We start from the raw sequence: 25526 nt of genomic DNA, 5'->3' as shown, positions 1-25526 counted from the left end.
AGGCCGCGGTTATGATGGCACATTTTGCCGGTTATATACCAGTGAGATAAGGATATTTCGTGCGATAGCGTAGAGCTCAGGACCAGGAAAAGATATGCTTTCATTCATCCCCATTCCGCGCAGTGAACTATGAACAAAATCGTTTATGTAGAAGATGAACCCGAAGTGGGCTCGCTGATCGCCGCTTATCTGGGACGTCATGATATTGACGTGATTGTCGAGACGCGCGGCGATCGTGCCGAAGCGGTAATCGCTGAACAACAGCCGGACCTGGTGATGCTGGATATCATGCTGCCAGGCAAAGATGGCATGACCCTTTGCCGCGACCTGAGGGCTAACTGGCAGGGACCGATTGTGTTGCTGACTTCGCTCGACAGCGACATGAACCATATTCTGGCACTGGAGATGGGGGCACAGGATTACATTCTGAAAACCACCCCACCCGCAGTGTTGCTGGCGCGTCTGCGTCTGCATTTACGCCAGTCACAGCAGGGACAGCCGGATGATACACCGCCTGCGCCAGCCGCCAATCGGATGCTGCGTTTCGGCTCGCTGACCATCGACGCACTGAATCGTCAGGTCACGCTGTTTGACGAGCAGATCGCCCTTTCCACCGCCGATTTCGACCTGTTATGGGTTCTGGCCAGCCACGCCGGTCAGATCCTGAATCGCGATGCGCTGCTTAAAACACTGCGCGGCGTCAGCTATGACGGTCTCGACCGCAGCATTGACGTCGCTATTTCGCGCCTGCGCAAAAACTGCACGACAGCGCCACCGAGCCGTTCCGTATCAAAACGATTCGTAACAAAGGCTATCTGTTTGCGCCACAGGCCTGGGATACTCCCGTGCTATGAGAAAGCTTTTTATACAATTCTACCTGCTGCTGTTTGTCTGCTTTCTGGTGATGACGCTGCTGGTCGGTCTGGTCTACAAATTCACCGCGGAGCGGGCTGGCCGCCAGTCGATGAATGACCTGATGGCCAGTTCGCTCTATCTGATTCGCAGTGAACTGCGGGAGATTCCGCCGCGCGACTGGAATAAAACCATCAAGAGCCTCGATCTTGGGCTCTCGTTCGATCTGCACATTGAGCCCATGAGCAAGTATCAGCTCGATGACGGTAATATGCGTCGGTTGCGCGCCGGTGAAATCGTGGCGCTCGACGATCAATACACCTTTTTGCAGCATATTCCGCGTAGCCATTATGTGTTGTCGGTCGGACCGATCCCCTATCTGTTTTACCTGCATCAGATGCGGCTACTGGATATTGCGCTGCTGGTGTTCATTGGCATGTCGCTGGCGCTGCCGGTGTTTATCTGGATGCGTCCGCACTGGAAAGAGATGCAGCGGCTGGAAAAAGCGGCGCAGCGCTTTGGCCGTGGCGAACTCGACGTACGTACCCATTTTGACAGCACCTCCAGCCTGTTCCGGCTCGGCATCGCTTTTAACCAGATGGCGGAGAACATCAATACGCTGGTTGCCAGTAAGAAGCAGCTGATTGATGGCATTGCGCATGAGTTACGTACGCCGCTGGTTCGTCTGCGCTACCGGCTGGAGATGAGCGATAACCTGACGGATGGCGAGCGGGTGGCGCTCAACCGCGATATCGGCCAGCTGGAAAGTTTGATTGAAGAGCTGCTGACCTATGCCCGGCTCGACCGGCCGCGTGTTGATCTTAATCTGCGTTCGCTGGATCTGGCGAACTGGCTGCGCGAGCGGCTCGACGACTTTCGTGCCATCAATCCGCAGGTTCAGATGGATCTTGATCTGCCACAGCGGGAAAACACCGGCATCTCCGATACCCGGCTGATGGAGCGGGTACTGGATAACCTGGTGAACAACGCGCTGCGCTATGCCAGTCAGCGGTTGCGTATCAGCCTGTGGTTTGACGGGCCCGTTGGCTGCCTGCAGGTGGAAGATGATGGGCCTGGCATTCCGGCGGAAGAACGCCAGCGGGTGTTTGAACCTTTTGTCCGGCTCGATCCCAGCCGCGATCGGGCAACCGGCGGATGCGGACTCGGGCTGGCGATAGTGCACTCTATCGCCCAGGCGTTGAGTGGTCAGGTGACGATTGAGTCCAGTCCGCTTGGCGGGGCCAGCGTTCGCTTTTGCTGGCCGGTTGATCTACCCTTGCGGGAAATTCCGCTACGTTAATTATTACAAGGAGTCTTGCGTGACCTCAGCGTATCAACAACTTAGCGCGACATTTCAGCGCCTGTCGCGTTTCAATCACGTCACCGCCATCGCCGGCTGCGATATGCAAACCACCATGCCGCCAGGCGGCAGCCAGGCGCGCGGTGAAGCGCTGGCTGAGATGAGCGTGTTGCAGCACCAGATTCTGACCGCCCCGCAGATTGGCGAACTGCTGCAACAGGCAGAACAGCAGGACCTGAACGATGTGGAGCGCGCCAACCTCAATGAAATGAAGCGCGCTTATCAGCAGGCCAGCCTGTTGCCGGATGCTTTCGTCGAGGCTAAGTCGCTGGCTGGTTCGGTCTGTGAACATGCCTGGCGCACGCAGCGTCCCGCCAATGACTGGCAGGGTTTTGCCGCCAATCTGAAAGAGGTGGTGCGCCTGAGCCGCAAGGAAGCGCAGTTGCGCGCTGATGCTAACGGCTGTTCACGCTATGACGCGTTACTGGATCTGTATGAGCCCGGCATGACCCGCGCCAGACTGGATGAGACCTTTGGCGAACTCAAGCGCTGGCTGCCGCAGCTGTTGCAACAGGTGGTGGAGAAGCAGGCGCAGCAGCCAGCTGCGCTGCCGCAGGGGCCCTTTGCCCTGCCGGCGCAGCGTCAGCTGGGCCTGAGCATCATGGAAACGCTGGGTTTTGACTTTAACCACGGGCGGCTGGATGTCAGCGCGCATCCATTCTGTGGTGGCGTACCAGAAGATGTCCGCATTACCACCCGTTACAATGAGCAGGAGTTTCTCAGCGCCATGATGGGCGTCATCCATGAAACCGGCCACGCGCGCTACGAGCAAAATCTGCCGCAGCAGTGGCGTGGCCAGCCGGTGGCGCTGGCCCGTTCAACCGCGATTCATGAATCACAAAGCCTGTTTATGGAGATGCAGCTGGGCCGCAGTCGCGAATTTCTGCAGCGCATTCTGCCGCAAATCATCACCACCTTCGGCGATCAGCCGGCGCTGCAGGCGGACAATTTCATCCGGCTGGCCCAGCAGGTAAAACCGGGACTGATTCGGGTCGATGCCGATGAACTCAGCTACCCGGCGCATGTGATTCTGCGTTATGAGATTGAACAGGCGCTGATTGAAGGCGAGATTGAGGTTGAGGATATTCCGGCGCTGTGGGATGAGAAAATGCAGCAGTCGCTGGGTCTGGATACCCGTGGCAATTACCGTGATGGCTGTATGCAGGATATTCACTGGACCGACGGTGCTTTCGGCTACTTCCCGACCTACACGCTGGGCGCGATGTACGCCGCCCAACTGTTCCAGGCGGTAAAAAAAGCGATTCCGCAACTCAGTGAGCTGATTCAGCACGGCGAACTGCAGCCGGTATTTGACTGGCTGCAACAGAACATCTGGCAGCATGGCAGCCGCTTCTCTACCGATCAGCTGCTGATTAACGCTACCGGCGAGACGCTGAATCCGGCCTTTTTCCGTCAGCACCTTGAACAACGCTATCTGAATAACTAAGCTGCGCGGCGGTCATCTGACCGCCCTTTCCTCGCGTTGTACAATCGGTTACACGCCGATACCAAACACCCACGGACGCCCTGCACCGATTTCCCTATAGTCTCTTCACCGGCCCCGCAGTGGGCTACACATGAAAAAAATGTCCGAGGAATTTGCAATGAAAAAATTATTTGCACTGGTTGTCGCCGCTGCTATGGGTATCTCTTCTGTTGCCTTCGCTGCTGAAACAACGGCTGCACCTGCCGCTGCACCTGCGACCTCAACGACCACAGCGGCGCCAGCAAAAACTGCACACAAAGCTGAACACAAGAAACACAAAAAAGCGGTGAAAAAAGACGCAGCACAGAAAGCGCAGGCGGCTAAAAAAAGTTCACCACAAAAAAGCAGTAAAACCGGCTGCGCAGAAAGCGCAAGCTGCTAAGAAAATGCACCACAAGAAAGCGACTAAGCCTGCTGCACAGAAAGCTCAGGCCGCTAAGAAAGTTCACCACAAGAAAGTGACTAAGCCTGCTGCACAGAAAGCGCAGGCGGCTAAAAAAAGTTCATCACAAGAAAGTCGTAAAACCTGCACAGAAAGCCCAGGCCGCTAAAAAAGTTCATCACAAAAAAGTCGTTAAGCCCGCGGCTAAAAACTAAGGTCGCCATAGCGCGCCCGGCCACGCGTTAATGATTAAAAACACCCGGTTATACCGGGTGTTTCTTTACTGGAGTGGATGAAATGGTGCGTCGCTATCGCTTCGAAATTATTCTGCTGATTATGATCCTGTGTGGCATTGTGGCAGCGAGCTTTTTTATTTAACGGTTGTAGCGTACTGATTAACCAATAAAACTCCCTTTTTTAGCGCCTAACGACTATAGTTATCGCAGTTGCCTGATAACAATAACGTTACTTTTTTCTCGCCATTGAGAGTTCTATGCGCCTGGCTATCTTGTTAATGGTTGGACTTTTCAGCTTTACCTCCTTTGCTCATGCCGATGACGACGACGACACGCCAACCGCGGCTGAAATCAAAATGCTGTTTTTCGGCAAGGATCATCGACAAGCCATTACCGATATCACCGCGGCACCCTGGGATGCCATTGGTCAGCTGGAAACCGAAAGCGGTAACCTCTGCACCGCCACGCTGATTTCACCGCATCTGGCCCTGACCGCCGGACACTGCTTACTCGCGCCACCGGGCAATTTCGACAAGCCGGTTGCGTTGCGCTTTATGGCCAGTGATAAAGGCTGGCGTTATGAAATTCACGATATCGATGCCCGCGTCGAACCGTCGCTGGCTTCGAAACTGAAAGCGGATGGTGAAGGCTGGATCGTGCCGAGTAATGCCGCACCCTTTGATTATGGCATTGTGATTCTGCGCAATCCGCCCTCCGCTATTACGCCGATTCCGCTGTTTGACGGCTCACGCAGTGATTTAACCGCGGCGCTGAAACAGACCGGCCGCAAAGTGACCCAGGCGGGTTATCCGGCCGATCATCTCGATACGCTCTATTCTCACAGTGACTGTCTGATTACCGGCTGGGCGCAGCGCGCCGTACTGTCGCATCAGTGTGATACGCTGCCCGGCGACAGTGGCTCGCCGCTGCTGCTGAACGGGGATAACGGCTGGCAGTTAATTGCGGTCCAGAGCTCGGCACCCGCCGCCAAAGATCGCTATCTGGCCGACAACCGGGCGATTGCCGTTACCTCATTCAGAGATGAACTGGAAGCCTTAGCGCAGTAACAGCATCTTCACGGGCAACAGAAGCCGGGGGCGCGTCATCACTGACGCGCCCCCGTTTTATCAGCCCGCAATCTGCTCCATGGTCTGCAGAATGCGCTTGTCAGAGATCGGATAAGGCGTGCCGAGCTGCTGGGCAAAATAGCTGATCCGCAACTCCTCAATCATCCAGCGGATCGCCTTCACCTCTTCATCATCCTGGCGCTGCGGTGGCAACTTATTCCGCCACGCCTGGTAGGCCTGCTCCACCGCCTGCACCTTCAACATCCTCGCCCGATCGCTGTGCGGATCGGCGGGCAATTTTTCCAGTCGCCGTTCGATGCCGTGCAGGTAGCGCAAGCTGTCGCCCAGCCGCTGCCAGCCGTTGCCGGTGACAAAACCGCGGTAGACCAGTCCACTAAGCTGCGCCTTGATGTCGGATAGCGCCAGCGCCATCGTCATGTCGACCCGCCCTTTCAGCCGCTTATTAATGTTGAATACCGCCGTCAGGATCTGCTCGACCTGCTTAGCAATGGTCACCACGGTTTCATTGAGTTCACCGCGCACTTTATCCCGCAACTGCTCAAATCCGGCCTGATCCCAGGCGGGTCCGCCCGCGTCGGCGATCAGCTTATCGATGCCACAGGCGATACAGTCGTCGATCAGCTCCATCACTTTGCCATACGGATTAAAGTAGAGACCGAGTTTGGCCTTGTTCGGCAGCTTTTCGTGCAGGTATTTCACCGGGGACGGCACATTAAGCAGCAACAGACGGCGCTGACCGCGCCACATCATTTTTTGCTGCTCCTGTTCGCTGTCGAACAGCCGAATGGCAACGCTCTCTTTCTCATCGACCAGCGCCGGCCAGGCTTTCACCTGATAACTGCCGCGTTTCTGCTCATAGCTGCGTGGCAAATCACCGAAGCTCCAGATATGCAGCCCGCTCTGTTCCAGCCCGTCATCCGCCACTTTTGACAACGTTTCCTGCACTTTGCCTTTCAGCTGCGCCTTGAGGGCGGTCAGATCTTTGCCTTCCAGCAGCTTGCGGTTGTGTTCGTCCACCACCCGGAAGGTCATTTTCAGATGATCGGGCACCTGTTCCCACTGCCAGTTTTCCCGCTCCAGCGTGACGCCGGTCATGCGACGAAACTCTCGCGACAGCGCATCCAGCAGCGGCATCTCCATCGCGGTAACCCGGCCGAGAAACGCTTCGGCATAGTTCGGTGCCGGCACCAGATTGCGCCGTAGCGGTTTAGGCAGCGACTTAATCAGCGCGATAATCAGTTCGCGCCGCACGCCCGGAATCTGCCACTCAAAGCCGTTCTCTTCCACCTGGTTAAGCAGCGGCAACGGGATATGCACCGTCACGCCATCGGCATCGGCGCCCGGTTCAAACTGGTAGCTCAGCTTCAGCCTGAGGTTGCGCTGATGCCAGAAGTTGGGATAGTCGAGCTGGCTGACCTTATCCGCGCCCTCTTTAATCAGCATCTGCTTATCAAAGTTCAGCAATTCCGGATTGTCGCGGCTAGCCTGCTTCCACCAGCTATCAAAGTGCTTCGCTGACACCACCTCTTTACCGATACGCTGCTCGTAAAAGGCAAACAGGGTTTCGTCATCGACCAGAATGTCGCGACGGCGCGATTTATGCTCCAGATCCTCGACTTCGCTGCGCAGCTTCTGATTGGTGCGGAAGAAGGCGTGACGCGTCTGCCAGTCGCCCTCCACCAGCGCATGGCGGATAAACAGCTCGCGGCTCAGGGTCGGATCGATAGCGCCATAGTTAACTTTGCGCGCCGCCACAATCGGCAGGCCATACAGCGTTACTTTTTCAGTTGCCATCACCGCGCCCTGTGATTTCTCCCAGTGCGGTTCGCTGTAGCTGCGCTTGATCAGATGCTGGGCCAGCGGCTCAATCCACTCCGGCTCGATGCGTCCGGCGGTCCGGCCCCACAACCGGCTGGTCTCGACCAGTTCCGCCACCATGGTCCATTTTGGCGGCTTCTTAAACAGCCCGGAGCCGGGGAAGATGGCGAAGCGGGTATTGCGCGCGCCGGTGAACTCCTGCTTATCCGCATCTTTCTGGCCGATATGCGACAGCAGCCCGCTTAACAGCGCGCAGTGAATTTCACGCATTCCCGCCGGCTCGCTGTTGACCGGAATGCCCAGCTCGCGCACCACCTGCCGCAGCTGGGTGTAGATATCCTGCCATTCGCGCACCCGCAAATAGTTAAGGAAGTCACTTTTGCACTGGCGGCGGAACAGGTTACCCGACAGCGCTTTCTGCTGCTCCGCCAGGTAATTCCATAAATTGACGAAGGCCAGGAAGTCGGAATCTTTGTCGGCGAATCGCCGATGTTTTTCATCTGACGCCTGTTTTTTCTCGGCGGGACGCTCACGCGGGTCCTGAATCGATAAGCCCGCGGTGATGATCATCACTTCGCGGACGCAGCCAAATTTTTGCGCTTCCAGCACCATCCGCGCCAGACGGGGATCGACCGGCAACTGCGCCAGCTGGCGGCCTGAACCGGTCAGCCGGTAATGCCCATCGTCTTCATTCAGGGTTAGTGCGCCCAGCTCTTCCAGCAGGCGCACACCATCCTGAATGTTGCGCTTATCGGGCGCTTCCACAAACGGGAACGCGGCGATATCGCCCAGACCCAGCGCGGTCATCTGCAGAATCACCGACGCCAGGTTGGTACGCAGAATTTCCGGATCGGTAAACGCCGGGCGACTGAGAAAATCATCCTCAGAATAGAGGCGGATACAGATCCCCTCTGACACACGGCCACAGCGCCCTTTACGCTGATTGGCCGACGCCTGCGACACCGGCTCAATCGGCAGCCGCTGCACTTTGGTGCGGAAGCTGTAGCGGCTGATGCGCGCCGTTCCGGGATCGATAACATATTTGATGCCAGGCACCGTCAGCGAGGTTTCCGCCACGTTGGTGGCCAGTACGATTCGTCGGCCGCTGTGTGACTGGAATACCCGGTTTTGCTCGGCATTCGACAGGCGGGCGTAGAGCGGCAGTATTTCGGTATGCGGCAGATCGCGTTTGATCAGTGCGTCTGCAGTATCACGGATCTCACGTTCACCGCTCATGAAAATCAGGATGTCGCCGTGACTTTCATGGCCCAGTTCATCCACCGCATCAAAGATTGCCTGCAGCTGATCGCGATCGCCATCATCCGCCTCATCTGCCACCGGCCGGTAACGCACTTCCACCGGATAAGTACGGCCGGAAACTTCAATCACCGGCGCGTTATTGAAATGCCGTGAAAAGCGCTGCGGATCGATGGTTGCCGAGGTGATGATCACCTTGAGATCGGGCCGACGCGGCAGCAGTTCGCGCAGGTAGCCCAGCAGGAAGTCGATATTCAGGCTGCGCTCATGCGCCTCATCGATAATGATGGTGTCGTACTGCATCAGCAGACGATCCTGCTGTATTTCCGCCAGCAGTATCCCGTCGGTCATTAATTTAATCTGGGTCAGATCGCTGACCTGATCGTTAAAACGCACTTTATAGCCGACGCAGCCACCGAGCGAAGTATCCAGTTCGTCGGCAATACGGTTGGCAACGGTACGGGCCGCCAGTCGGCGTGGCTGAGTATGCCCAATCAGCCCGGTTACGCCGCGTCCCAGCGCCAGACAGATTTTCGGTAACTGAGTGGTTTTACCAGAGCCGGTTTCGCCCGCCACAATCACCACCTGATGATCGCGTATCGCCTCAGCAATATCCTGCTGCTTCTGGCTGACCGGCAGATTTTCCGGGAAGGTGATAGCCGGAGTGGCAGCGCGACGCTGGGCCACCCGCTGCTCGGCGGCGCTAAAATCCTGCTCCAGCTCGCTGGCGATGCCCTGCTGTGCGGCCGGATTTTTAACTTTCCTGGCACCCTGTAAGCGACGCTGCAGGCGCTGGCGGTCGCGCAGCATTAACCCGTCAAGCCGTGACCAGAGTGAAGCCAGTGGGGAGGTATCGGGAGATGACATAATAATGACGTACCTTACTCAGACGCTGTCGCTGCTGTCGCAGCGCGCTGCAAGCCGGGATAACCGGCTGATTCAATAAAATAATTGCGCGCATCATAGCACATTTCGACCTGTGACGGCGGACGGCGCACGTTACGCTTATTCAATAAATTCGAACATCGACCTCGAAATATTGCGCTTTCACCGCGCCATTGATAACCGTAGAGTGTAAACCATTGAGCGGACAGCCTTCCGCGTACAGACAGGAAATCACCATGAGCAAAGTTTTAGTTCTGAAATCAAGCATCCTCGCAGGCTACTCACAATCCAGCCAACTGGCTGACTTCTATCTCGAGCAGGCAAAATCTCAGGGCAAAGAAGTGACCGTACGTGATCTGGCTGCTAACCCGATTCCGGTACTGGATGGTGAACTGGTCGGCGCGCTGCGTCCGTCTGATGCGCCACTGTCGCCACGTCAGCAGGATGCGCTGGCGCTGTCCGATGAGCTGATTGCAGAACTGCAGGCCCATGATGAAATCGTGATTGCTGCCCCCATGTATAACTTTAACATCCCGACCCAGCTGAAGAACTACTTCGACCTGATTGCCCGTGCTGGCGTGACATTCCGTTACACCGAAGCAGGCCCGGAAGGTCTGGTGAAAGGCAAGCGTGCGGTGGTGATCTCCAGCCGCGGCGGCATTCACAAAGACACCGCGTCCGACCTGCTGACGCCATACGTGAAGCTGTTCCTGGGCTTCATCGGCATCACCGACGTGGAGTTCGTATTCGCTGAAGGTATCGCTTACGGTCCTGAAGTGGCCAGCAAAGCGACCGCGGAAGCCAAAGACGCTATCCAGCAGATCGTTACTGCTTAATCTTTTGATGCCGTTGTACTTGCCGGGCCCTGCGCCCGGCTTTTTTATGCCTGGTGTTACTCTTTTTTCAGCCACTGACCATTAATGCCGCGCACATATTCTCCTGCGGCGGCCCGGCTCACCAGTTTCTGACCGGCAATGCTGGCAACGTCTGCGGTGGGTAAATTATTCTGCTCTGCTACCCGCTGATACTGCTGCTGTCGGCCCGCATTGATTTTCTCCGTCAGCGCCAGGGTTTCGCTGTCCTGCGCGCGCGCGGCCAGATAGCCGGAGAGGGTTTCGCCGACCCGCCCCGACTGACGCGCCTCATCCAGCGTCAGCGCCCAGGCGGGCTGGGCGATCATCAGGGCAAGTAACAGGGCTACGCTGATGCGTTTCATACTCGCTCTCCTCAGAACAGATCGCTCTGGTTTTTCAATAACGCTTCCACGTCTTTATCCACTTTGATGTGAATCTCATGCTCGATTTTCACGTTCATGTTGATAGTGATCGGATCTTTCGGTGCCGTCACTTCAATGCGCGGTACACAGCCGATCAGCGGCAGCCCGGCTGCCAGAACCAGTAATGCCCTGAAGCTCATGGTGTGGTGTCCTTGTTCGATGGCAGGGTGGCATGTTGCTCCACCCAGGATTGCAAATTATCGCCAAAGCGCAGACTGCGCCACAGCTGAAACAGATTTTCCTGATGACGATAGTTGAGATTCACGGTCTGCCGACGGTTACTGAACTGGCTGATGCCCTGCACCTCTGCCTCCATAATGAGATCGCCCACGGTATTCAGATTCAGCGTGGCCCAGGAGCGGGAGATTTCCATATAGCGCAGCCAGTCCAGCGCCGCGCCGGTGGCGACGTTATTGCGGGTTATCGCATCCGCCATATCTTTATCCAGCCGGAAGGTCAGCGGGCCGCTGTTGGCGATCCACCCTTTCTCGATCAGCCAGCGCGGATGATTCAGCCACAGCGGCAGTTCGCCGTTGATCCGTCCGGACATGGCAAACTGTTTCGGTTTGATCGCCGTCACCAGCTCACTCAGGCTGATATTGCGCAGTGACACGCGCGCCGGCTGATGCTGTGGCATCCGTAATGCCGGTAAGCTGATCTGCCCGCCCAGCAGATCAAGACTCACCTCCTGCAAGGTCAGCGGTGCCTGTTCACTCCACGGCCAGGCGCCCTGCAGATCGGCGCGAATATTTTGCATTGCAAACTGGTTTTTTATCTCAGCGATACGCAGCGATACCGGGCCGTGTTGCCCAAACTGCCACTGCTGATCTTTTAGCCGGAACGGCAGCGAGAAATCGACGCCATTTATCTCACTGTCCGGGGTCCAGAGACTGCCCGCGTTGACCGTCCAGTGCCCCCCCGCCTGGAACCCCTGATCGCGCGCGGCCGAAAACGCCACCTGCGACCGCAACTCGCCGCCGCGAATCTGCATCTTCAGGTCCGGACTGAGTAAGGTCTGAAACACGGTCAGCGATTGCTGCGGCCACCAGGCTTCGCCGCGCAGCCGTTCGCCATCCCAGCGACCGTTGACCCGTACCGGACCCACCCTGCCGGCGTTCAGTGCGCCCCGCCAGATAAAGTCACCGGGATCGCGGCCTTTCGCTTCAAAGTCGAGCGTCGAATCTGCCAGCCTGCCGCCGTAACTGAAGTGAGTGGCGCCCGCCTGTAGCCGGAAGCTGCCGTTAAAAGAGGGATTCTGCGCAGCGCGCTGCCAGTTGACCGGCGCGGTCAGCGTCAGCCGGGGCTTTTCCACCTGAACGCTGCCATAAGCAAGGTGATTGAAACCGGTGGAGAGCGTATCCAGATGAATCAGCGTATCACGCCAGCCGCCGGTGCCTTTGACATCCCAGCGCGCCTGAAGCGGCAGCATTTCGCCACCGCCCCAGTAGCGCCAGTTCCATTCGCCCTTATCCGGCCAGAAATCGGTGGCACGACCATCCAGATGCAGCCGGAAACGACCAAAGCTGGGATCGTGAGCATTCAGGATCGCCTGTAACCGCCCATCAATCCCCTGCGCCGAGATCCGGACGCCGGCCAGTGGCCAGCGCGCCTCATCCACCTCCAGTGTAGAGAGCAGACGACCACGCAGACGCAGCAGCGATTTGGGTTGCAGCACCAGCTGAGGATCGATCAGTGAGCCGCTGAGCAGACCCGGTATCGATCCATACAGCTGCAGATCGGCCAGCTTGCTTTCGCCGGTCAGCTGAAAGGGCAGATGGCTGTCGGTCAGACTCAAATGACCCGGACCGAGACCCAGCACCACGTTGCCTTTACCGCCGCGCCCCTGGGTTAACAGGTTAATCCGGCCGCTGATCTGGCTGGCTTCAAGACCCGATTGCCAGTTATCCAGCGTCAGATTGACAAATCCGGAGAGCGGCTGACCTGCCAGCGGCCAGAAGTACTGACCCTGCTGGATGCGGATCTGCTCGTCGCTGATCTGCCACGGCAGTCGCAGCAGCGGCCGATCGTTATCCGGCATCGCCACGTTCAGCACGCCCTGCTGCTGTTGCCAGTTAAGGGTCAGCAGCAGCGGATGCGGCAGCGCGGTCAGCGCCAGTTGCCCGGCGACTTCGCCGCTAACCGGCAAGCCGTTAGCGAAGGTCGGCAATTCCACGTGGCCACTGAGGGTGACCGGTTCAGGTAATGCGGGATGATTAAGCGTCAGGCGATTGATGGCGAGCTGTTGTCCGGTCAGCGTCGCTGCCAGTTGCAGATTCTCACCCTGATAACGGAGTTGCTGCTGCTGTTTTTCTAAGGTCAGATCCAGCGTGCCCGCGTAAGCCTGCCACGGCGTGACAAGCAGTTTCGTCAGATGAACGTCGGCGCCTGGCAGCATCGCCTGCCATTCGGCCAGGGTTTTGGGTGCCGCCGACGGGCCATCACCGTCAGGTAATTTTTGCAGGCAGTCGCTGTTCAGCGTCAGTTGTGCTGCGTTCAGCTTCCAGCGCGAATCCTGCCAGCCGAGCGAGGCCGACTGGATCTCCGCCAGCAGACAATCCTGGGCCAGATAGCGAATGCCGGGAAACCACAAGCCGCCATCCCGCCAGCGCGGCGAGCCGGATAGCGCAATGCGGGTCTCTGGCGGCAGCCAGATGCCGACTAACCGTGGCAGCCATTGGGTGATCGTCAGCAGTAAGCCCAGCAGCAGCAGAATCAGCGCCAGAATGGCCGCCAGCCGTCGCCGAAAAATCCGTGGCATCACAGCCATAATCCTTTTCCTTACAGTATCCTGACAATGATGATGGCATGTAACGCCCGGAAGGTGAAGGTCCCGCCCGCGCGCAAATCAGCGGTTAGAGCAAAGTCTGCCAGAAAACGTTATCCTTGTTTCACACCCGTATGCAGGAGCACAACGATGAAGATCGCGGTTTACAGCACCAAACATTACGATCAGAAGTACTTCGAGCAGGTTAATCAGCAATTCGGTTTTGAACTGGTCTTTTTTGACTTTTTGCTCACCGAGAGCACGGCAAAAAATGCCGTCGGCTGTGATGCCGTCTGTATCTTTGTCAACGATGATGGCAGCCGCCCGGTACTGGAAGAGCTGGCATCGCTGGGCGTGAAGTACATTGCCCTGCGCTGTGCCGGTTTTAATAACGTCGATCTGGCCGCCGCGGCGGAGTTTGGCCTGCCGGTCGTCAGGGTGCCAGCCTATTCCCCGGAAGCGGTGGCGGAACATACCGTGGGTATGATGCTCACCCTGAATCGTCGAATCCATCGTGCCTATCAACGCACCCGTGATGCCAACTTCTCACTTGACGGGCTGACCGGATTTAATATGCACGGTAAAACCGCTGGCGTCATTGGTACCGGTAAAATTGGAATCGCGACCATGCGCATCCTGAAGGGGTTAGGTATGCATCTGCTGGCCTTTGATCCCTATCCCAGCGATGAGGCGCTGGCATTGGGTGCCGAATATGTCGATCTGAAAAGGCTGTTTGCCGAATCGCATGTGATTACGCTGCACTGCCCATTGACGTCAGAAAATTATCACCTGCTTAACGCCGAAGCGTTCAGCCAGATGCGTGATGGCGTGATGATCATCAACACCAGCCGCGGTAGCCTGATTGATTCACAGGCAGCAATTGATGCGCTGAAACAACAGAAGATTGGTTCGCTTGGCATGGACGTGTATGAGAATGAACGCGATCTGTTCTTTGAAGATAAGTCGAATGATGTGATCCAGGACGATGTGTTCCGCCGTCTTTCTGCCTGTCACAACGTACTGTTTACCGGCCATCAGGCGTTCCTGACCGCCGAAGCGCTGACCGCCATCTCTGAAACGACCCTGAGTAATCTCAACCAGCTCGATCGCGGCGAAAATTGCCCGAATCAACTCTCAGCCTGAACAGGCGGGCCGGAAATCTCCGGCCTGTCACTTAACGGGCGCAGCGTCCGCCGATCAACGCCTGCTCATCACAACGACGACCATTCACCAGCTGGCACATCCCGACCCGGGAGCCGTCCAGTTGATGTGAGAAAGCCAGCGTGCCGCCTGCATTTGAACAGGTATTTTCGGCCAGCGAGGACATCATCACCCGTGGCTGGATATGGGCGGCTGTCGCCTGTTGCGGTGGCTCGTTGTCATCACTGTTGCTGCTGCAGGCAGAAAGTAACAGCGCGGCACCGGCCAGCAATAAGGTGGCTGCTTTCATCAATCGGACTCCGGGAGTTGAGGTTAAAGGCCTGGTCAGCATATGTCAGGCGGCACAAGGGATCGAGAGGAGAAACAGCTTTTTACAAAATTCTCCAGCGTCATTTGCAAGCAGAATTATCTTGTTTACCTGCTATCAGTGAATCGTCAGACTTCCCCTGCTTTTCTTAAATCGGAGTAATGCCATGTTAATGGACATGTTAATCCGCATCGCACTGGCCGGCATCCTCGGCGGTCTGATTGGAATGGAGCGCCAGATGCGGGCCAAAGAGGCGGGACTGCGCACTCACATTCTGGTCGGCATCGGCAGCGCGATATTCATGCTGGTGTCGAAATATGGCTTTGCTGACATGCTGAACAGTGAACATGTCGCGCTGGACCCGAGCCGCGTGGCGGCACAGGTGGTCAGCGGCATGGGCTTCCTGGGCGCAGGCACTATCATGGTTCAGAAACAGGTGGTGAGAGGATTAACCACCGCTGCGGGCTTGTGGGTGACGGCGGCAATTGGCCTGCTGATCGGTAGCGGGATGTATGAAATCGGCATCTACGGCACGGTGCTGGCGTTAGTGGTGCTGGAACTCTTTCGCCGTCTCAGCCATTTTTTTATCGGCAAGCATCATACGCTGCTGGTGTTTCTTAAACCCAAAAGCGTCCCGCTGGTGTTGCTGGTGATACAGCGCGAAGGGATTCGTTACGCTAACGTGACGGTAGTCAATCGCGATGAAGAGAGCGGACTGTGTGAGCTCAGTATTCAGGTCACGCTGTCACGTAAATTCAACGACGCGCACCTTTACGATAAGGTTATGGAGATCAAGGGGGTACAGTCACTGGAAATGATGTAGCTTCGCCAGGTTGCGGTGCGTAATACTGAATAACAATGAGAATATAGGTTAAAGTTAATAGTCTGTCATGGCTGCGAATTGGCGGTAAAACGCCCCCGACTACGCTGAGTTTATCTTCTCACATCTCTTTTTAAATGACCTGAAACATGGAGCCGACGGTGAATTAATGTCATAATTCCCCCTGAATTTGATCTGGATGATATTTTGGCTGGAGACTAATGCCTTTCAATCCGAATAACTTTGACGATGTCCTGCCCGATGGTACGCGTAAAAATTACAGCGTTATGTTTAAATTGATAGTACCGGTTTACAGCGCCCTGGCGGTCGGCGTCATGCTGATGGTTTGCGATCAGGATTCTGTAAACAATGCGTTAGATACCGGCAACTATCTGGTTGAGGATGGTATTCACGAATTTTTTGCCTCACTCAAACTGTTTCTGCACCAGGCCTACCGCTGGATTGTCAGAGCCTGTAGCTGAGATGAGTTAATGCCATAAAAAATGAATTAAGCCATTATGATTGCTCAATAGCAACACGCCTAAATACATAATTGCAACATAGCATTATAAAAAAAAATCAGTGTGACGCTGAGTTTGAATTTATATGTATTCCCTGAAAAGTCATATTCTTATACCGCAAAGCAGAGCATCGATTTCGTTGCACGATATTGAATGTTTTCACCCAAATTGAGTATTGACTCAATTTTCACCGTGGCGTATTTACCTGTTTATCCTGCGTCTGATGATTACGTCTCCCGACACAGATAATATAACTATCGATCACCCGGTCATAATCGCCCTTTAAGGGTCAGGGAGAATATTATAGCGCAGGCTAATAAACAGCGATTCAACAGCCAGACCTTATTCAACTTTGCCGTCACCGAAACAAATCGGGTCACCGGGTGTTGCAGAAATTCTGACTTTCGCTGAATAACAATTTTTATAAAAAACAGATCTATCATTGATTCACATCAGTTCATTCAGCCGCAAATTATTTTCTGTTTATAACGTATTGAATTTATCCGGCGCACCCTGTTTGCTTTTATTTACGCGGTGACCGCCATGAAATACCTGTTTATTCTTTCTATTGTGTTTATTAATACGGGATGTGCCGCAAAAAAAGTGGATGCGGTCAGTGCTGCCTGGCAGGCCTCTATGCCCTTCTGTTCAGCACACGACAACGAGATCGATTGTCAGTGGAATAATGTGCCGGATAGCGATGGCTAACCGCGCGTTTTGCCTGATATCCGCACTCCCGGGTCAGCCGCGCTGAGCGGCTGGCGTTATAACGGCTGCTGTGCCCTCTTCTCTGTGGGTAGCACAGGTTTATCTGCTGATTAGTTCACTCCAGCGCTGACAAGCGCGGCAACAATACGTACCATACGCTGCATATTCGTGACACCGCAGAGAGTGGATCACCTGAACGCGAGCCGCAGTGGGCTGACCAGGTGCGCTTTCTGGTTTTAGAGATAGGTAAAAATGCTGGATAATCAATCGGTTGACAAGAAAGAACAGTACAACCTTAATAAGCTGCAAAAACGCCTGCGTCGCCATGTCGGCGAAGCAATCGCTGATTTTAATATGATTGAAGAAGGCGATCGCATCATGGTTTGCCTGTCAGGCGGTAAAGATAGCTATACCATGCTGGAAATTTTGCGCAGCCTGCAAAAAAGCGCGCCGGTCAATTTCAGTCTGATTGCCGTTAACCTCGATCAGAAGCAGCCGGGATTCCCGCAGCATATTCTGCCCGGGTATCTTGAATCGCAAGGGGTTGAATACCGGATTATCGAAGAAGATACCTACTCGATCGTTAAAGATAAGATCCCGGAAGGCAAAACCACTTGCTCGCTCTGCTCGCGCTTGCGTCGCGGTATCCTTTATCGTACCGCCAGCGAACTCGGCTGTACCAAAATTGCCCTGGGTCACCATCGCGATGACATTTTGCAAACCCTGTTCCTGAACATGTTCTACGGCGGTAAAATGAAAGGCATGCCGCCGAAGCTGATGAGCGATGACGGCAAGCACATTGTGATTCGCCCGCTGGCCTACTGCCGCGAAAAAGATATTATCCGCTTCTCTGAAGCGCGTCAGTTCCCGATCATCCCCTGCAACCTGTGTGGCTCACAGCCGAACCTGCAACGTCAGGTGGTGGCCGATATGCTGCGTGACTGGGATAAGCGTTATCCTGGCCGTATCGAAACCATGTTCAGTGCAATGCAGAATCTGGTGCCTTCACACATGGCAGACATCAACCTGTTCGATTTCAAAGGCATTAAACATGGCGATGCGGTCGTAGACGGCGGCGATCTCGCATTTGACCGTGAAACGCTGCCGCTGCAGCCTGCTGGCTGGCGCGCGGAAGAGGAAGATGCGCCGGAGATCACTGCACGTCTGGATGTGGTGCAGATTAAGTAAGCCTTTTTACCCTGATTAAGGGCGTGCTGTTATCAGCACGCCCTTTTTTATATGTTACGGTGCGGTGGCGGATCCATTACCGGCGGAAACTCCGGGTCCGGTGGCGGATCGGGCTGCGGTTGCGGCTGGGGAATCGGGTCAGGAATCGGGGTCGGATCCGTGGGGATGGGCTCGCTGTTAAGAATCGCGTTCATGCCGTGCTCCTTTTCTTGCGAATGGACTTTAAGCATAGGAAAGGAAACGCCTTACAGCCAGGCGGCAAAAAAAAAGCCGGCACAATGGCCGGCGTGTTTCGAATTAAATGTGCTATGCATTAATTCTAAATCAGGAAGTAAGACAATATGGAGCGCAACGCCCATCGCTTGACGTTGCATTCACCTGCGAGAGAGATTCTGCGTCAGTCGGGGCTATGGGTTATTGATGTCGATCAGCTTTTGTCAGCTTAATGCCATTTTTGCACCAGACGGTGCTGATGGCTCCCGCCGGCAGGTTACAGCCAGCGCCGTTTACGCAGGTAGCCCGCAACGCTGAGCGCCAGTATCACCAGCAGCAGACAGAAAATCGTGAAGCCATAACGCCATTCTCCCCCCGGAATACCCCCGAGGTTCACACCAAACAGGCCGGTGAGAAAAGTGGCAGGCAGAAAGATCATCGCCATCAGCGACATGGTGTAGGTACGACGGTTCATCGACTCCGCCATCTGCGAAGCCACTTCATCAGCCAGAATGGCGGTGCGCGCCACGCCAGCATCGAGATCATCCAGCCCGCGGCCAAGGCGATCGGCAATTTCCTGCATCCTTCGACGCTCGCTGTCGTCCATCCACCCCAGCTTCTCACTGGCCAGCCGGGCATAGACGTCGCGCTGCGGTGCCATATAACGCCGCATCACAATCAGCTGTTTACGCAGTAAGCCCAGTTCGCCACGTGCCGGCATCCGCTGATCCAGCAGGGCATCTTCCATTTCGATGATTTTGTCATGCAGCACTTCGATAAACTCGCTGGTGTGATCGGTCAGCGCATCGCAGACATCTACCAGCCAGCTGCCACAATCGATGGGGCCATTGCCGTTCTGCAAATCAGTCAGCACTTCATCCACCGCGTACACTTTGCGCCGCCGGGTTGAGACAATCAGTTTGTCGTTGATAAACACCCGCATCGCCACCAGCTGGTCGGGACGCGCATCGCTGTTATGGTTGACGCTGCGCAGCACAATCATAAAACCATCACCCAGCCGGCTGACGCGCGGACGCATGCTGTCGCCCGCTAAGGCATCTCGCACTGCATCGGGGATCTGGGCTGTCGATTGCAGCCATTCGGCGCTCTGGCGGTGGGTATAGTTCAGATGCAGCCAGCAGGGACGCTCACAATGAATCACTTCATCTTCTGCAATCGGGATCAGGCCGCCCTTTCCGTCCAGCTGGCAGGAAATGATGGCATCTGATACCTGTAATGCTTTTCCTTCGATTACATCCACAACCGTGCCTCGCTATCAAAATCAATACGATACAGTCTAGCGTGACGGCGTTGAGTTGCAATCATTGGGCTGTGTAGAAAGATGTCAGACAGCGGCCTGATGTCAGGCCGCATAAGCCTTAGTGCTTTTCAATCCACAGTTCGCGGCTATAGGCCACATCTTCCGGGTTGGTGATCGGATAGCCTTTGACCCAGGGTTTGATCAGACGGCCATTGGTATACTGGTAGATGGGCGCAATCGGCGCCTGCTGAGCCAGAATCTGTTCGGCGCGATTGTAATCACTGTTGCGGGCCTGATCGCTGGACTCTTTACTGGCTTTCGCCAGCACCGCGTCATAGTCCGCATTGCTGAAGCGCGCAATATTGCTGCTATTGCCTGAGGTCAGCAGGTTAAGGAAGGTAGAGGGTTCATTGTAATCCCCGACCCAGGATGCCCGGATCACATCGAAATTACCGCTGTTGCGGCTGTCGATATAGGTTTTCCACTCCTGATTTTCCAGCGTGACATCGACGCCGAGATTCTTTTTCCACATTGAGGCCACCGCAATGGCGATTTTCTGATGGCTCTCAGAGGTGTTGTAGAGCAGTTTGAGGTGCAGGGGTTTATCCGGTCCGTATCCGGCTGACGCCAGCAGCGCTTTGGCCTGCGCGTTCAGACTGTTTTGATCGTGCTGCTGCATGAATGACGGCAGTGGCTTGAAACCCGCAGTAACGTCCGGTGTAAAATGCCATGCCGGTTTTCACCGGTTCCCAGCACCTTATCCGCGATAACCTGGCGATCGATTGACCATGACAGCGCTCTGCGCACCCGGACATCGGCGGTCGGCCCTTTCACGGTATTAAATGCGTAGTAGTAAGTGCCGAGCTGGTCCGGGGTATAAACCTGACCAGGCAAGGTTTTCTTCAACAGCGCATACATGTTTTTCGGGAAAGATTCGGTAATATCAATGTCGTTGGAGCGATAGCGTTTGGTGGCGCTCGACTCTTCATTAATCGGCACGAAGGTGACTTTGGTCAGCACCGAATGTGCATCATCCCAGTAGTGCGGGTTACGGGTCAGCACAATCTTTTCGTTTACGACTCGCTCGCTTAGCTGATACGCGCCGTTACCCACCAGTTTCCCCGGCGCGGTCCAGCTATCGCCCTGCTGTTCAACCACCTTCTGCGGCACCGGGAACAGGGCGACGTTGGCGACCAGCGCCGGGAACCACGGCACCGGCCGGTCAAGGGTGATCTTCAGCCGGCTATTATCCTGCGCCACCACGCCCAGCTTGTCGGGCGTCATCTCACCTTTGGTGATAGCGGCCGCATTCTCAATGCCGCTTAACCCCGCAAACCAGGCAAATGCCGAACTGTTCTTCGGATTCACCAGTCGCTGCCAGCTGTAGACAAAATCCTGCGCGGTGACCGGATCGCCGTTCGACCAGCGGGCGTTGTTACGCAGGGTGAAAATCCAGGTTTTATTATCGCTGCTGCTCCAGCTCTGCGCCACGCCCGGTACGATTTTGCCCTGCGCGTCCTGACTGGTCAGCCCTTCAAACAGATCGCGAATGACCTGAATTTCCGGCAGCCCCACCGCTTTGAGCGGATCGAGCGAGGCGGGTTCATCTTTAATATGGCGAACGATCTGCTGCTGGTCGGCGAGCTGGGCACCGGCAGGCACATTTGCCGCCAGCGCGGGTGTGATGACGCTGCTCAGGCTAAGCGCCGCCAGCGTCATGTGAAAGGTCTTAACCATCATCACTCCTTTACCCCAAAGAAGCGCTGCCGCGGTCCAATGCCGATGCAGCTTGTCTTTTGGCACTTTATCGCAAATTGCTGATTGATAAATAGCTATTTTCCGCGCGCGGCTTTTCCGCTACTTTTAGAAAAACCCTTCAGAGGAAATCACCATGTCGTCATTACATCCACGGCAGCTGCGCGGCAAACTGGGCGTTCCGTATCAGCAATATGGCCGGTCAGTGCTGGGTGCCCCGCTGTTGTGGTTCCCGGCCCCGCTGGGCGATGCCGATAGCGGCCTGATCCTCGCGGGTACCCACGGCGATGAGAATGCGGCGATAGCCACGCTCTCCGGCGCATTACGCACGCTGCCCGACGCGCTGCGTCGTCACCATGTGGTGCTGGCGGTGAATCCGGATGGCTGCCAGCTGGGATTGCGTGCCAATGCCAATGGCGTCGATCTGAACCGCAACTTTCCGGCAGCGAACTGGCAATCGGGTGAGACCGTTTATCGCTGGAACAGCGTGGCAGAAACGCGCGACGTGGCTTTATCCACCGGCAGCCACCCGGCATCAGAACCGGAAACCCAGGCATTGTGCGCCCTGATTCATCAGCTCAAGCCGCGCTGGATTGTTTCGTGGCATGAGCCGCTGGGCTGCATTGACGATCCGCATCAGGCAGAGATCGGCGGCTGGCTGTCGGCCCGGACCGGTCTGCCGCGCGTCAGCAGCGTCGGTTATGACACGCCTGGCTCGTTCGGCAGCTGGTGTAAGGACCTCAGTCTGCCGTGCGTGACGGCAGAAATGCCGGTGATTTCAGTCGATGAAGCCACGGAAATCTATCTTGAGATGATGGTCAATCTGCTGCGCTGGCAGCAATAATCAGCTGGCCGTTCTGTACTTTGATCGCCGGTTCCGCATCCACCGCCAGCCAGGTCGGGCCATCTAAATCGGCGAAGCGGGTTTGCGGCACCAGCGGCAACGCGGCGCGAATGGCGCGTGAAGTGCAGAGCATACAGCCCAGCATCACGGCAAATCCCTGCTGCTGAGCAGCGTCAGCCAGCGCCAGCGCCTCAGTCAGTCCACCTGCTTTGTCCAGCTTGATGTTGACCATCTCATAACGCCCGCGCAACGCGGAAAGACTGTCACGTGTATGGCAGCTTTCATCCGCGCAGATCGGCAGCGGATGGATAAAGTTCTCCAGCCCAGCATCTTCGCCGGCCGGTAACGGCTGCTCCAGCATCGCCACGCCGATGTCGGCCAGAAGCTGACAACGTGCCGCCAGCCCTTCAGCATGCCACGACTCGTTGGCATCGACGATTAACGTCGCCTGCGGCACTGCAGCGCGGATTGCCATTAATCGCTCGGTGATAAAATTATCGTCAAGTTTGATCTTCAGCAGCGTTGCACCGTGTTGCCACAATGCCTGGGCGCTGCTGGCCATCGCTGCCGGGGTATCAATGCTGACCGTCTGGGCGGTAACCACTTCACCGGGCGCCACCACACCGCTAAGCTGCCACAGACTTTGCTGCTGCTGACGGGCCGCCAGATCCCACAATGCGCTGTCAATGGCGTTGCGCGCCGCACCCGCCGGCAACGCCTGTTGCAGCGCGTCACGCGTCATACCCTGCTGTAATGCGGTCAGCTGGCTGGCGATTTGCGCCAGCACCGAGGCTTCGGTTTCCCCATAACGTGCGTAAGGCGTCGCTTCACCGACGCCTTTGACGCCCGCCTCTTCAATTTCAACCACCACCACTTTGACTTCAGTGCGGGTTCCACGGGCAATGACAAACGGCGTATGCAATGGCCAGGCTTCAGGATAACTTTTTACCGTTCTCATTGATTCTCCACAATGTACGACGCGGTGGCAGGCTGCCACGCTAAACTCAACAATTGAACTCGTAAACCCTTAACATTTATGTCATAAACAACGGTTATAGCTGTGGGTTAACCGTTTAAAAGTTCCCTCTCTTCATCATCAAAAGGAATCAGTATGTCTCAGACCGTTCATTTTCAGGGTAACGCAGTACCGGTTGCGGGTCAGTTTCCTCAGGCTGGCGATAAAGCCAAAGCATTCACGCTGGTGGCAAAAAACCTGGTCAACGTTGCGCTCTCTGAGTATGCAGGAAAACGCAAAATTCTGAACATTTTCCCGAGCATTGATACCGGCGTCTGCGCCTCCTCGGTGCGTAAATTTAATCAGGCGGCGGGAGAACTGAATAACACCGTGGTGCTGTGCATCTCTGCTGACCTGCCGTTTGCGCAGTCGCGCTTTTGTGGTGCGGAGAACCTCAGCAATGTGGTCACGCTCTCCACCCTGCGCGGTTCTGAATTCAAGTATGACTACGGTGTGGAAATTGCCGATGGTGCGCTGGAAGGCCTGACCGCACGCGCCGTGATTGTGCTGGATGAGGAAGATAAGGTGATTTACAGCCAGCTGGTGGATGAGATTACCACTGAGCCTGATTATGAAGCAGCACTGGCGGCACTGAAGTAAAACGGCAATAAAAAAGCGGATAACCCGGTTATCCGCTTCCTGCTTGCCTCAGCAGAGAGCCTATTCGCTTTCGCTGCGCTTCTGACCCAGACCATATTCCCGTAACTTATTGGCAATAGCGGTATGCGACACGCCGAGCCGTTTTGCCAGCTTACGGGTGCTGGGATAAGAGAGATAGAGCCGCGTCAGAATTGAACGCTCAAACCGGCTGGTGATCTGATTCAGCGTCCCTTCCAGCGCTTCATCGCCTAACGACACATCCAGTGCCTGCTCCGGTAACACAATATCCTGAGGACGCAGTTCATAGCCCTCCAGTTGGGTTAGCGCGCGGTAGAGCGCATTTTTCAGCTGGCGCACGTTACCCGGCCAGGCATAGCGGGTCAGAAACGCATTCAGCTGCGGCGACAGACGCGGACGCGGCATTCCCTGTTCGTCGGCGAAGCGGGCAACAAACATTTCGGTCAGCGGCAGAATATCCTGCGGACGATCGCGCAGCGGCGGCAGATGCAGGGTCAGCACGTTCAGCCGGTAAAAGAGATCTTCACGAAATTCGCCGCGCTGCACCAGTTCAATCAGGTTCTTCTGGGTGGCGCAGATGACGCGCACATCAACATGGACTTCATGCTCTTCACCGACCCGCCGGAAAGTACCGTCATTGAGAAAACGCAGCAGTTTGGTCTGCATTCTCGGCGACATCTCCCCGATTTCATCCAGCAACACCGATCCGCCGTTGGCCTGCTCAAAGAATCCTTTTTTGCCCTCCAGCGCATTCGGATAGGCGCCCGCCGCGTGCCCAAACAGTTCACTCTCAGCAACGTCATCGGGTAACGAGGCACAGTTCAGTGCAAGGAATGGTTTTTTTCCCCGAGCGCTACGCAGATGGCAGGCCCGTGCCAGCATATCTTTGCCGGTGCCGGTGTCACCAATGATCAGCAGCGGCGCATCGTGCATCGCCAGCTTGCGCGCCTGGTCCACCACCTGACGCATTTTTGGCGTCACCGCGACAATATGGTCGAACTCCGATTCATCCGTCACCACCAGGTTCTGCAACTGCTGCCCCATGCGTGCCGTGGATTTAAGCATGACCATTGCCCCAACCGGCTGGTCGTTCTGGTCCGCTTCCCCCGCCAGATAGATAGGACGCGCTTCCATCAGGAAGTCCCGTCCTTCAATCACTACATGTTGCGCCTGTGCTTCAACCCGCTCGCTCTCCAGCCAGCGCATAAAGTTAAAGCCGTTAATCAGGTTACCGGCACTGAAGTTACGCATCTTCTGTTCGTCAAGATTGAACAGATTCTGCGCAGCCGGATTCGCCAGTTCGACTTTGCTTTTTAGATCGATCGAAAAGACCGGTTCCGGCATCGCCACCAGCAGCGCACTCAGCGCACGGTGCTCACGTTCCGACGGCATGTACGCCACGGTGCGCACATCTGTCACGCCCGGTGTACGCCGGATTTCGGCCATCAGATTACTGAAGGCATCAAATTCCAGCGCTGAAAAATTGAGATAGATACGGCCTAATGCCGCGATTTCGATACCGCGCAGATCGATGTTACGCGCAACCAACAGGTCGAGCAGCTCACGCGTCAGACCGATTCGGTCCTGACAGAACACTTCCAGACGCATTGCGATGGCCTTAATCAGGTTCAGATAAGGCGATGATACGCTAAGAGATGCGCCAGCAGAAAGGGCTCTGTCAGGAAAAGTTGACAGCCAGAAACCGTTTGGC

The 25526-nt window shown here is 55.9% G+C and carries 21 protein-coding genes and 3 pseudogenes; 14 read left to right on the top strand and 10 right to left on the bottom strand.

Annotated features, from left to right (window positions below):
* Positions 1–129 precede the first annotated feature (129 nt).
* The 6 genes and pseudogenes from rstA (at position 130) to HA41_RS02845 (ending at position 5383) form a co-directional block, all read left to right on the top strand.
* Positions 130–854 (top strand): annotated as a pseudogene (rstA, locus tag HA41_RS02865) (two-component system response regulator RstA).
* Positions 851–2152, top strand: coding sequence for a two-component system sensor histidine kinase RstB (rstB, locus tag HA41_RS02860; protein WP_094119506.1), 1302 nt, complete (start codon positions 851–853; stop codon positions 2150–2152). The pseudogene rstA and the gene rstB overlap by 4 nt, the downstream one beginning before the upstream one ends.
* Before the next feature lie 19 nt (positions 2153–2171).
* Positions 2172–3659 carry a carboxypeptidase M32 gene (locus HA41_RS02855; protein ID WP_094119505.1) on the top strand — a complete coding sequence of 496 codons (1488 nt, stop codon included), beginning with the start codon at positions 2172–2174 and terminating at the stop codon, positions 3657–3659.
* A gap of 157 nt (positions 3660–3816) precedes the next feature.
* Positions 3817–4295 (top strand): annotated as a pseudogene (gene asr / locus HA41_RS02850) (acid resistance repetitive basic protein Asr).
* Between the two features lie 82 nt (positions 4296–4377).
* On the top strand, positions 4378–4458 hold the full coding sequence (gene ydgU / locus HA41_RS21755) for a small membrane protein YdgU (RefSeq protein WP_456152378.1): 81 nt from the start codon (positions 4378–4380) through the stop codon (positions 4456–4458).
* 115 nt (positions 4459–4573) lie between these two features.
* The gene (locus HA41_RS02845) at positions 4574–5383 is read left to right on the top strand and encodes a trypsin-like serine peptidase (protein ID WP_094119504.1); all 810 of its coding nucleotides are present in this window, start codon (positions 4574–4576) and stop codon (positions 5381–5383) included.
* A 60-nt stretch (positions 5384–5443) separates the two neighbouring features.
* On the opposite strand, the gene hrpA is transcribed toward HA41_RS02845, so the two are convergent.
* Entirely contained in the window at positions 5444–9346 is a 3903-nt protein-coding gene (gene hrpA, locus HA41_RS02840; protein WP_094119503.1) for an ATP-dependent RNA helicase HrpA, read from the bottom strand.
* A gap of 254 nt (positions 9347–9600) precedes the next feature.
* Here hrpA and azoR point away from each other — a divergent pair, with 254 nt between their 5' ends.
* Positions 9601–10200 (top strand): FMN-dependent NADH-azoreductase, encoded by a 600-nt coding sequence (azoR, locus tag HA41_RS02835; protein WP_094119502.1) that lies wholly within the window; start codon positions 9601–9603, stop codon positions 10198–10200.
* A gap of 56 nt (positions 10201–10256) precedes the next feature.
* On the opposite strand, the gene HA41_RS02830 is transcribed toward azoR, so the two are convergent.
* From HA41_RS02830 to HA41_RS02820, 3 genes are read right to left on the bottom strand one after another with little or no spacing between them, the layout of a single operon-like run.
* The gene (locus HA41_RS02830; RefSeq protein ID WP_094119501.1) at positions 10257–10580 is read right to left on the bottom strand and encodes a YdbL family probable chaperone protein; all 324 of its coding nucleotides are present in this window, start codon (positions 10578–10580) and stop codon (positions 10257–10259) included.
* Between the two features lie 11 nt (positions 10581–10591).
* Positions 10592–10780 (bottom strand): YnbE family lipoprotein, encoded by a 189-nt coding sequence (locus tag HA41_RS02825; RefSeq protein WP_094119500.1) that lies wholly within the window; start codon positions 10778–10780, stop codon positions 10592–10594.
* Positions 10777–13407 carry a YdbH family protein gene (locus HA41_RS02820; RefSeq protein ID WP_094119499.1) on the bottom strand — a complete coding sequence of 877 codons (2631 nt, stop codon included), beginning with the start codon at positions 13405–13407 and terminating at the stop codon, positions 10777–10779. The genes HA41_RS02825 and HA41_RS02820 overlap by 4 nt, the downstream gene beginning before the upstream one ends.
* Positions 13408–13554: 147 nt before the next feature.
* Here HA41_RS02820 and HA41_RS02815 point away from each other — a divergent pair, with 147 nt between their 5' ends.
* Entirely contained in the window at positions 13555–14547 is a 993-nt protein-coding gene (locus HA41_RS02815) for a 2-hydroxyacid dehydrogenase (protein ID WP_094119498.1), read from the top strand.
* A 31-nt stretch (positions 14548–14578) separates the two neighbouring features.
* Here the strand turns inward: HA41_RS02815 and HA41_RS02810 are convergent, their stop codons facing one another.
* Positions 14579–14854 (bottom strand): putative hemolysin, encoded by a 276-nt coding sequence (locus tag HA41_RS02810; RefSeq protein WP_094119497.1) that lies wholly within the window; start codon positions 14852–14854, stop codon positions 14579–14581.
* Between the two features lie 184 nt (positions 14855–15038).
* Between HA41_RS02810 and HA41_RS02805 the strand changes: the two genes are divergently transcribed.
* The 4 genes from HA41_RS02805 to ttcA all read left to right on the top strand — a co-directional run bounded on the left by HA41_RS02805 (position 15039) and on the right by ttcA (position 18109).
* On the top strand, positions 15039–15695 hold the full coding sequence (locus HA41_RS02805; RefSeq protein ID WP_094119496.1) for an MgtC/SapB family protein: 657 nt from the start codon (positions 15039–15041) through the stop codon (positions 15693–15695).
* Between the two features lie 218 nt (positions 15696–15913).
* On the top strand, positions 15914–16174 hold the full coding sequence (locus HA41_RS02800; protein ID WP_094119495.1) for a hypothetical protein: 261 nt from the start codon (positions 15914–15916) through the stop codon (positions 16172–16174).
* 582 nt (positions 16175–16756) lie between these two features.
* A complete protein-coding gene (locus HA41_RS21075; RefSeq protein ID WP_167373371.1) occupies positions 16757–16921 on the top strand; it encodes a hypothetical protein in 165 nt (54 codons plus the stop codon).
* A 252-nt stretch (positions 16922–17173) separates the two neighbouring features.
* On the top strand, positions 17174–18109 hold the full coding sequence (gene ttcA, locus HA41_RS02795) for a tRNA 2-thiocytidine(32) synthetase TtcA (RefSeq protein ID WP_094119494.1): 936 nt from the start codon (positions 17174–17176) through the stop codon (positions 18107–18109).
* 47 nt (positions 18110–18156) lie between these two features.
* Here the strand turns inward: ttcA and ynaL are convergent, their stop codons facing one another.
* From ynaL to HA41_RS02785, 3 genes and pseudogenes are all read right to left on the bottom strand, one after another.
* Positions 18157–18303 (bottom strand): proline-rich small protein YnaL, encoded by a 147-nt coding sequence (gene ynaL / locus HA41_RS21070; RefSeq protein WP_162836816.1) that lies wholly within the window; start codon positions 18301–18303, stop codon positions 18157–18159.
* 296 nt (positions 18304–18599) lie between these two features.
* Positions 18600–19583 (bottom strand): zinc transporter ZntB, encoded by a 984-nt coding sequence (gene zntB, locus HA41_RS02790; protein ID WP_094119493.1) that lies wholly within the window; start codon positions 19581–19583, stop codon positions 18600–18602.
* Positions 19584–19701: 118 nt separating this feature from the next.
* Positions 19702–21320: pseudogene (locus HA41_RS02785) on the bottom strand (peptide ABC transporter substrate-binding protein).
* Positions 21321–21474: 154 nt separating this feature from the next.
* Between HA41_RS02785 and mpaA the strand changes: the two are divergent.
* Positions 21475–22182: a murein tripeptide amidase MpaA gene (gene mpaA, locus HA41_RS02780; RefSeq protein ID WP_094119492.1), complete on the top strand. Its 708-nt coding sequence runs from the start codon at positions 21475–21477 to the stop codon at positions 22180–22182.
* Here mpaA and ycjG read toward each other — a convergent pair.
* A complete protein-coding gene (ycjG, locus tag HA41_RS02775) occupies positions 22157–23140 on the bottom strand; it encodes an L-Ala-D/L-Glu epimerase (RefSeq protein WP_094119491.1) in 984 nt (327 codons plus the stop codon). The genes mpaA and ycjG overlap by 26 nt on opposite strands.
* Before the next feature lie 153 nt (positions 23141–23293).
* On the opposite strand from ycjG, the gene tpx reads away from it, so the two are divergent.
* A complete protein-coding gene (gene tpx / locus HA41_RS02770) occupies positions 23294–23797 on the top strand; it encodes a thiol peroxidase (RefSeq protein ID WP_094119490.1) in 504 nt (167 codons plus the stop codon).
* Positions 23798–23857: 60 nt separating this feature from the next.
* Here the strand turns inward: tpx and tyrR are convergent, their stop codons facing one another.
* Positions 23858–25423, bottom strand: coding sequence for a transcriptional regulator TyrR (gene tyrR / locus HA41_RS02765; protein WP_094119489.1), 1566 nt, complete (start codon positions 25421–25423; stop codon positions 23858–23860).
* Between the last annotated feature and the right edge of the window lie 103 nt (positions 25424–25526).

Origin of the sequence: Pantoea conspicua, assembly GCF_002095315.1 — a bacterium.
Taxonomy (GTDB): Bacteria; Pseudomonadota; Gammaproteobacteria; order Enterobacterales; family Enterobacteriaceae; genus Pantoea; species Pantoea conspicua.
Note: the sequence above shows the minus strand (reverse complement) of the source record. Positions and strands in the feature narration are given on the sequence as shown.

What these genes read in the sequence shown, in the direction of transcription:
- rstB (WP_094119506.1), top strand. Translation starts at nt 851, where the DNA reads ATGAGAAAGCTTTTTATACAATTCTACCTGCTGCTGTTTGTCTGCTTT.
- ydgU (WP_456152378.1), top strand. Translation starts at nt 4,378, where the DNA reads ATGGTGCGTCGCTATCGCTTCGAAATTATTCTGCTGATTATGATCCTG.
- HA41_RS02845 (WP_094119504.1), top strand. Translation starts at nt 4,574, where the DNA reads ATGCGCCTGGCTATCTTGTTAATGGTTGGACTTTTCAGCTTTACCTCC.
- hrpA (WP_094119503.1), bottom strand. Translation starts at nt 9,346, where the DNA reads ATGTCATCTCCCGATACCTCCCCACTGGCTTCACTCTGGTCACGGCTT.
- azoR (WP_094119502.1), top strand. Translation starts at nt 9,601, where the DNA reads ATGAGCAAAGTTTTAGTTCTGAAATCAAGCATCCTCGCAGGCTACTCA.
- HA41_RS02830 (WP_094119501.1), bottom strand. Translation starts at nt 10,580, where the DNA reads ATGAAACGCATCAGCGTAGCCCTGTTACTTGCCCTGATGATCGCCCAG.
- HA41_RS02825 (WP_094119500.1), bottom strand. Translation starts at nt 10,780, where the DNA reads ATGAGCTTCAGGGCATTACTGGTTCTGGCAGCCGGGCTGCCGCTGATC.
- HA41_RS02820 (WP_094119499.1), bottom strand. Translation starts at nt 13,407, where the DNA reads ATGGCTGTGATGCCACGGATTTTTCGGCGACGGCTGGCGGCCATTCTG.
- HA41_RS02815 (WP_094119498.1), top strand. Translation starts at nt 13,555, where the DNA reads ATGAAGATCGCGGTTTACAGCACCAAACATTACGATCAGAAGTACTTC.
- HA41_RS02810 (WP_094119497.1), bottom strand. Translation starts at nt 14,854, where the DNA reads ATGAAAGCAGCCACCTTATTGCTGGCCGGTGCCGCGCTGTTACTTTCT.
- HA41_RS02805 (WP_094119496.1), top strand. Translation starts at nt 15,039, where the DNA reads ATGTTAATGGACATGTTAATCCGCATCGCACTGGCCGGCATCCTCGGC.
- HA41_RS02800 (WP_094119495.1), top strand. Translation starts at nt 15,914, where the DNA reads ATGCCTTTCAATCCGAATAACTTTGACGATGTCCTGCCCGATGGTACG.
- HA41_RS21075 (WP_167373371.1), top strand. Translation starts at nt 16,757, where the DNA reads ATGAAATACCTGTTTATTCTTTCTATTGTGTTTATTAATACGGGATGT.
- ttcA (WP_094119494.1), top strand. Translation starts at nt 17,174, where the DNA reads ATGCTGGATAATCAATCGGTTGACAAGAAAGAACAGTACAACCTTAAT.
- ynaL (WP_162836816.1), bottom strand. Translation starts at nt 18,303, where the DNA reads ATGAACGCGATTCTTAACAGCGAGCCCATCCCCACGGATCCGACCCCG.
- mpaA (WP_094119492.1), top strand. Translation starts at nt 21,475, where the DNA reads ATGTCGTCATTACATCCACGGCAGCTGCGCGGCAAACTGGGCGTTCCG.
- ycjG (WP_094119491.1), bottom strand. Translation starts at nt 23,140, where the DNA reads ATGAGAACGGTAAAAAGTTATCCTGAAGCCTGGCCATTGCATACGCCG.
- tpx (WP_094119490.1), top strand. Translation starts at nt 23,294, where the DNA reads ATGTCTCAGACCGTTCATTTTCAGGGTAACGCAGTACCGGTTGCGGGT.
- tyrR (WP_094119489.1), bottom strand. Translation starts at nt 25,423, where the DNA reads ATGCGTCTGGAAGTGTTCTGTCAGGACCGAATCGGTCTGACGCGTGAG.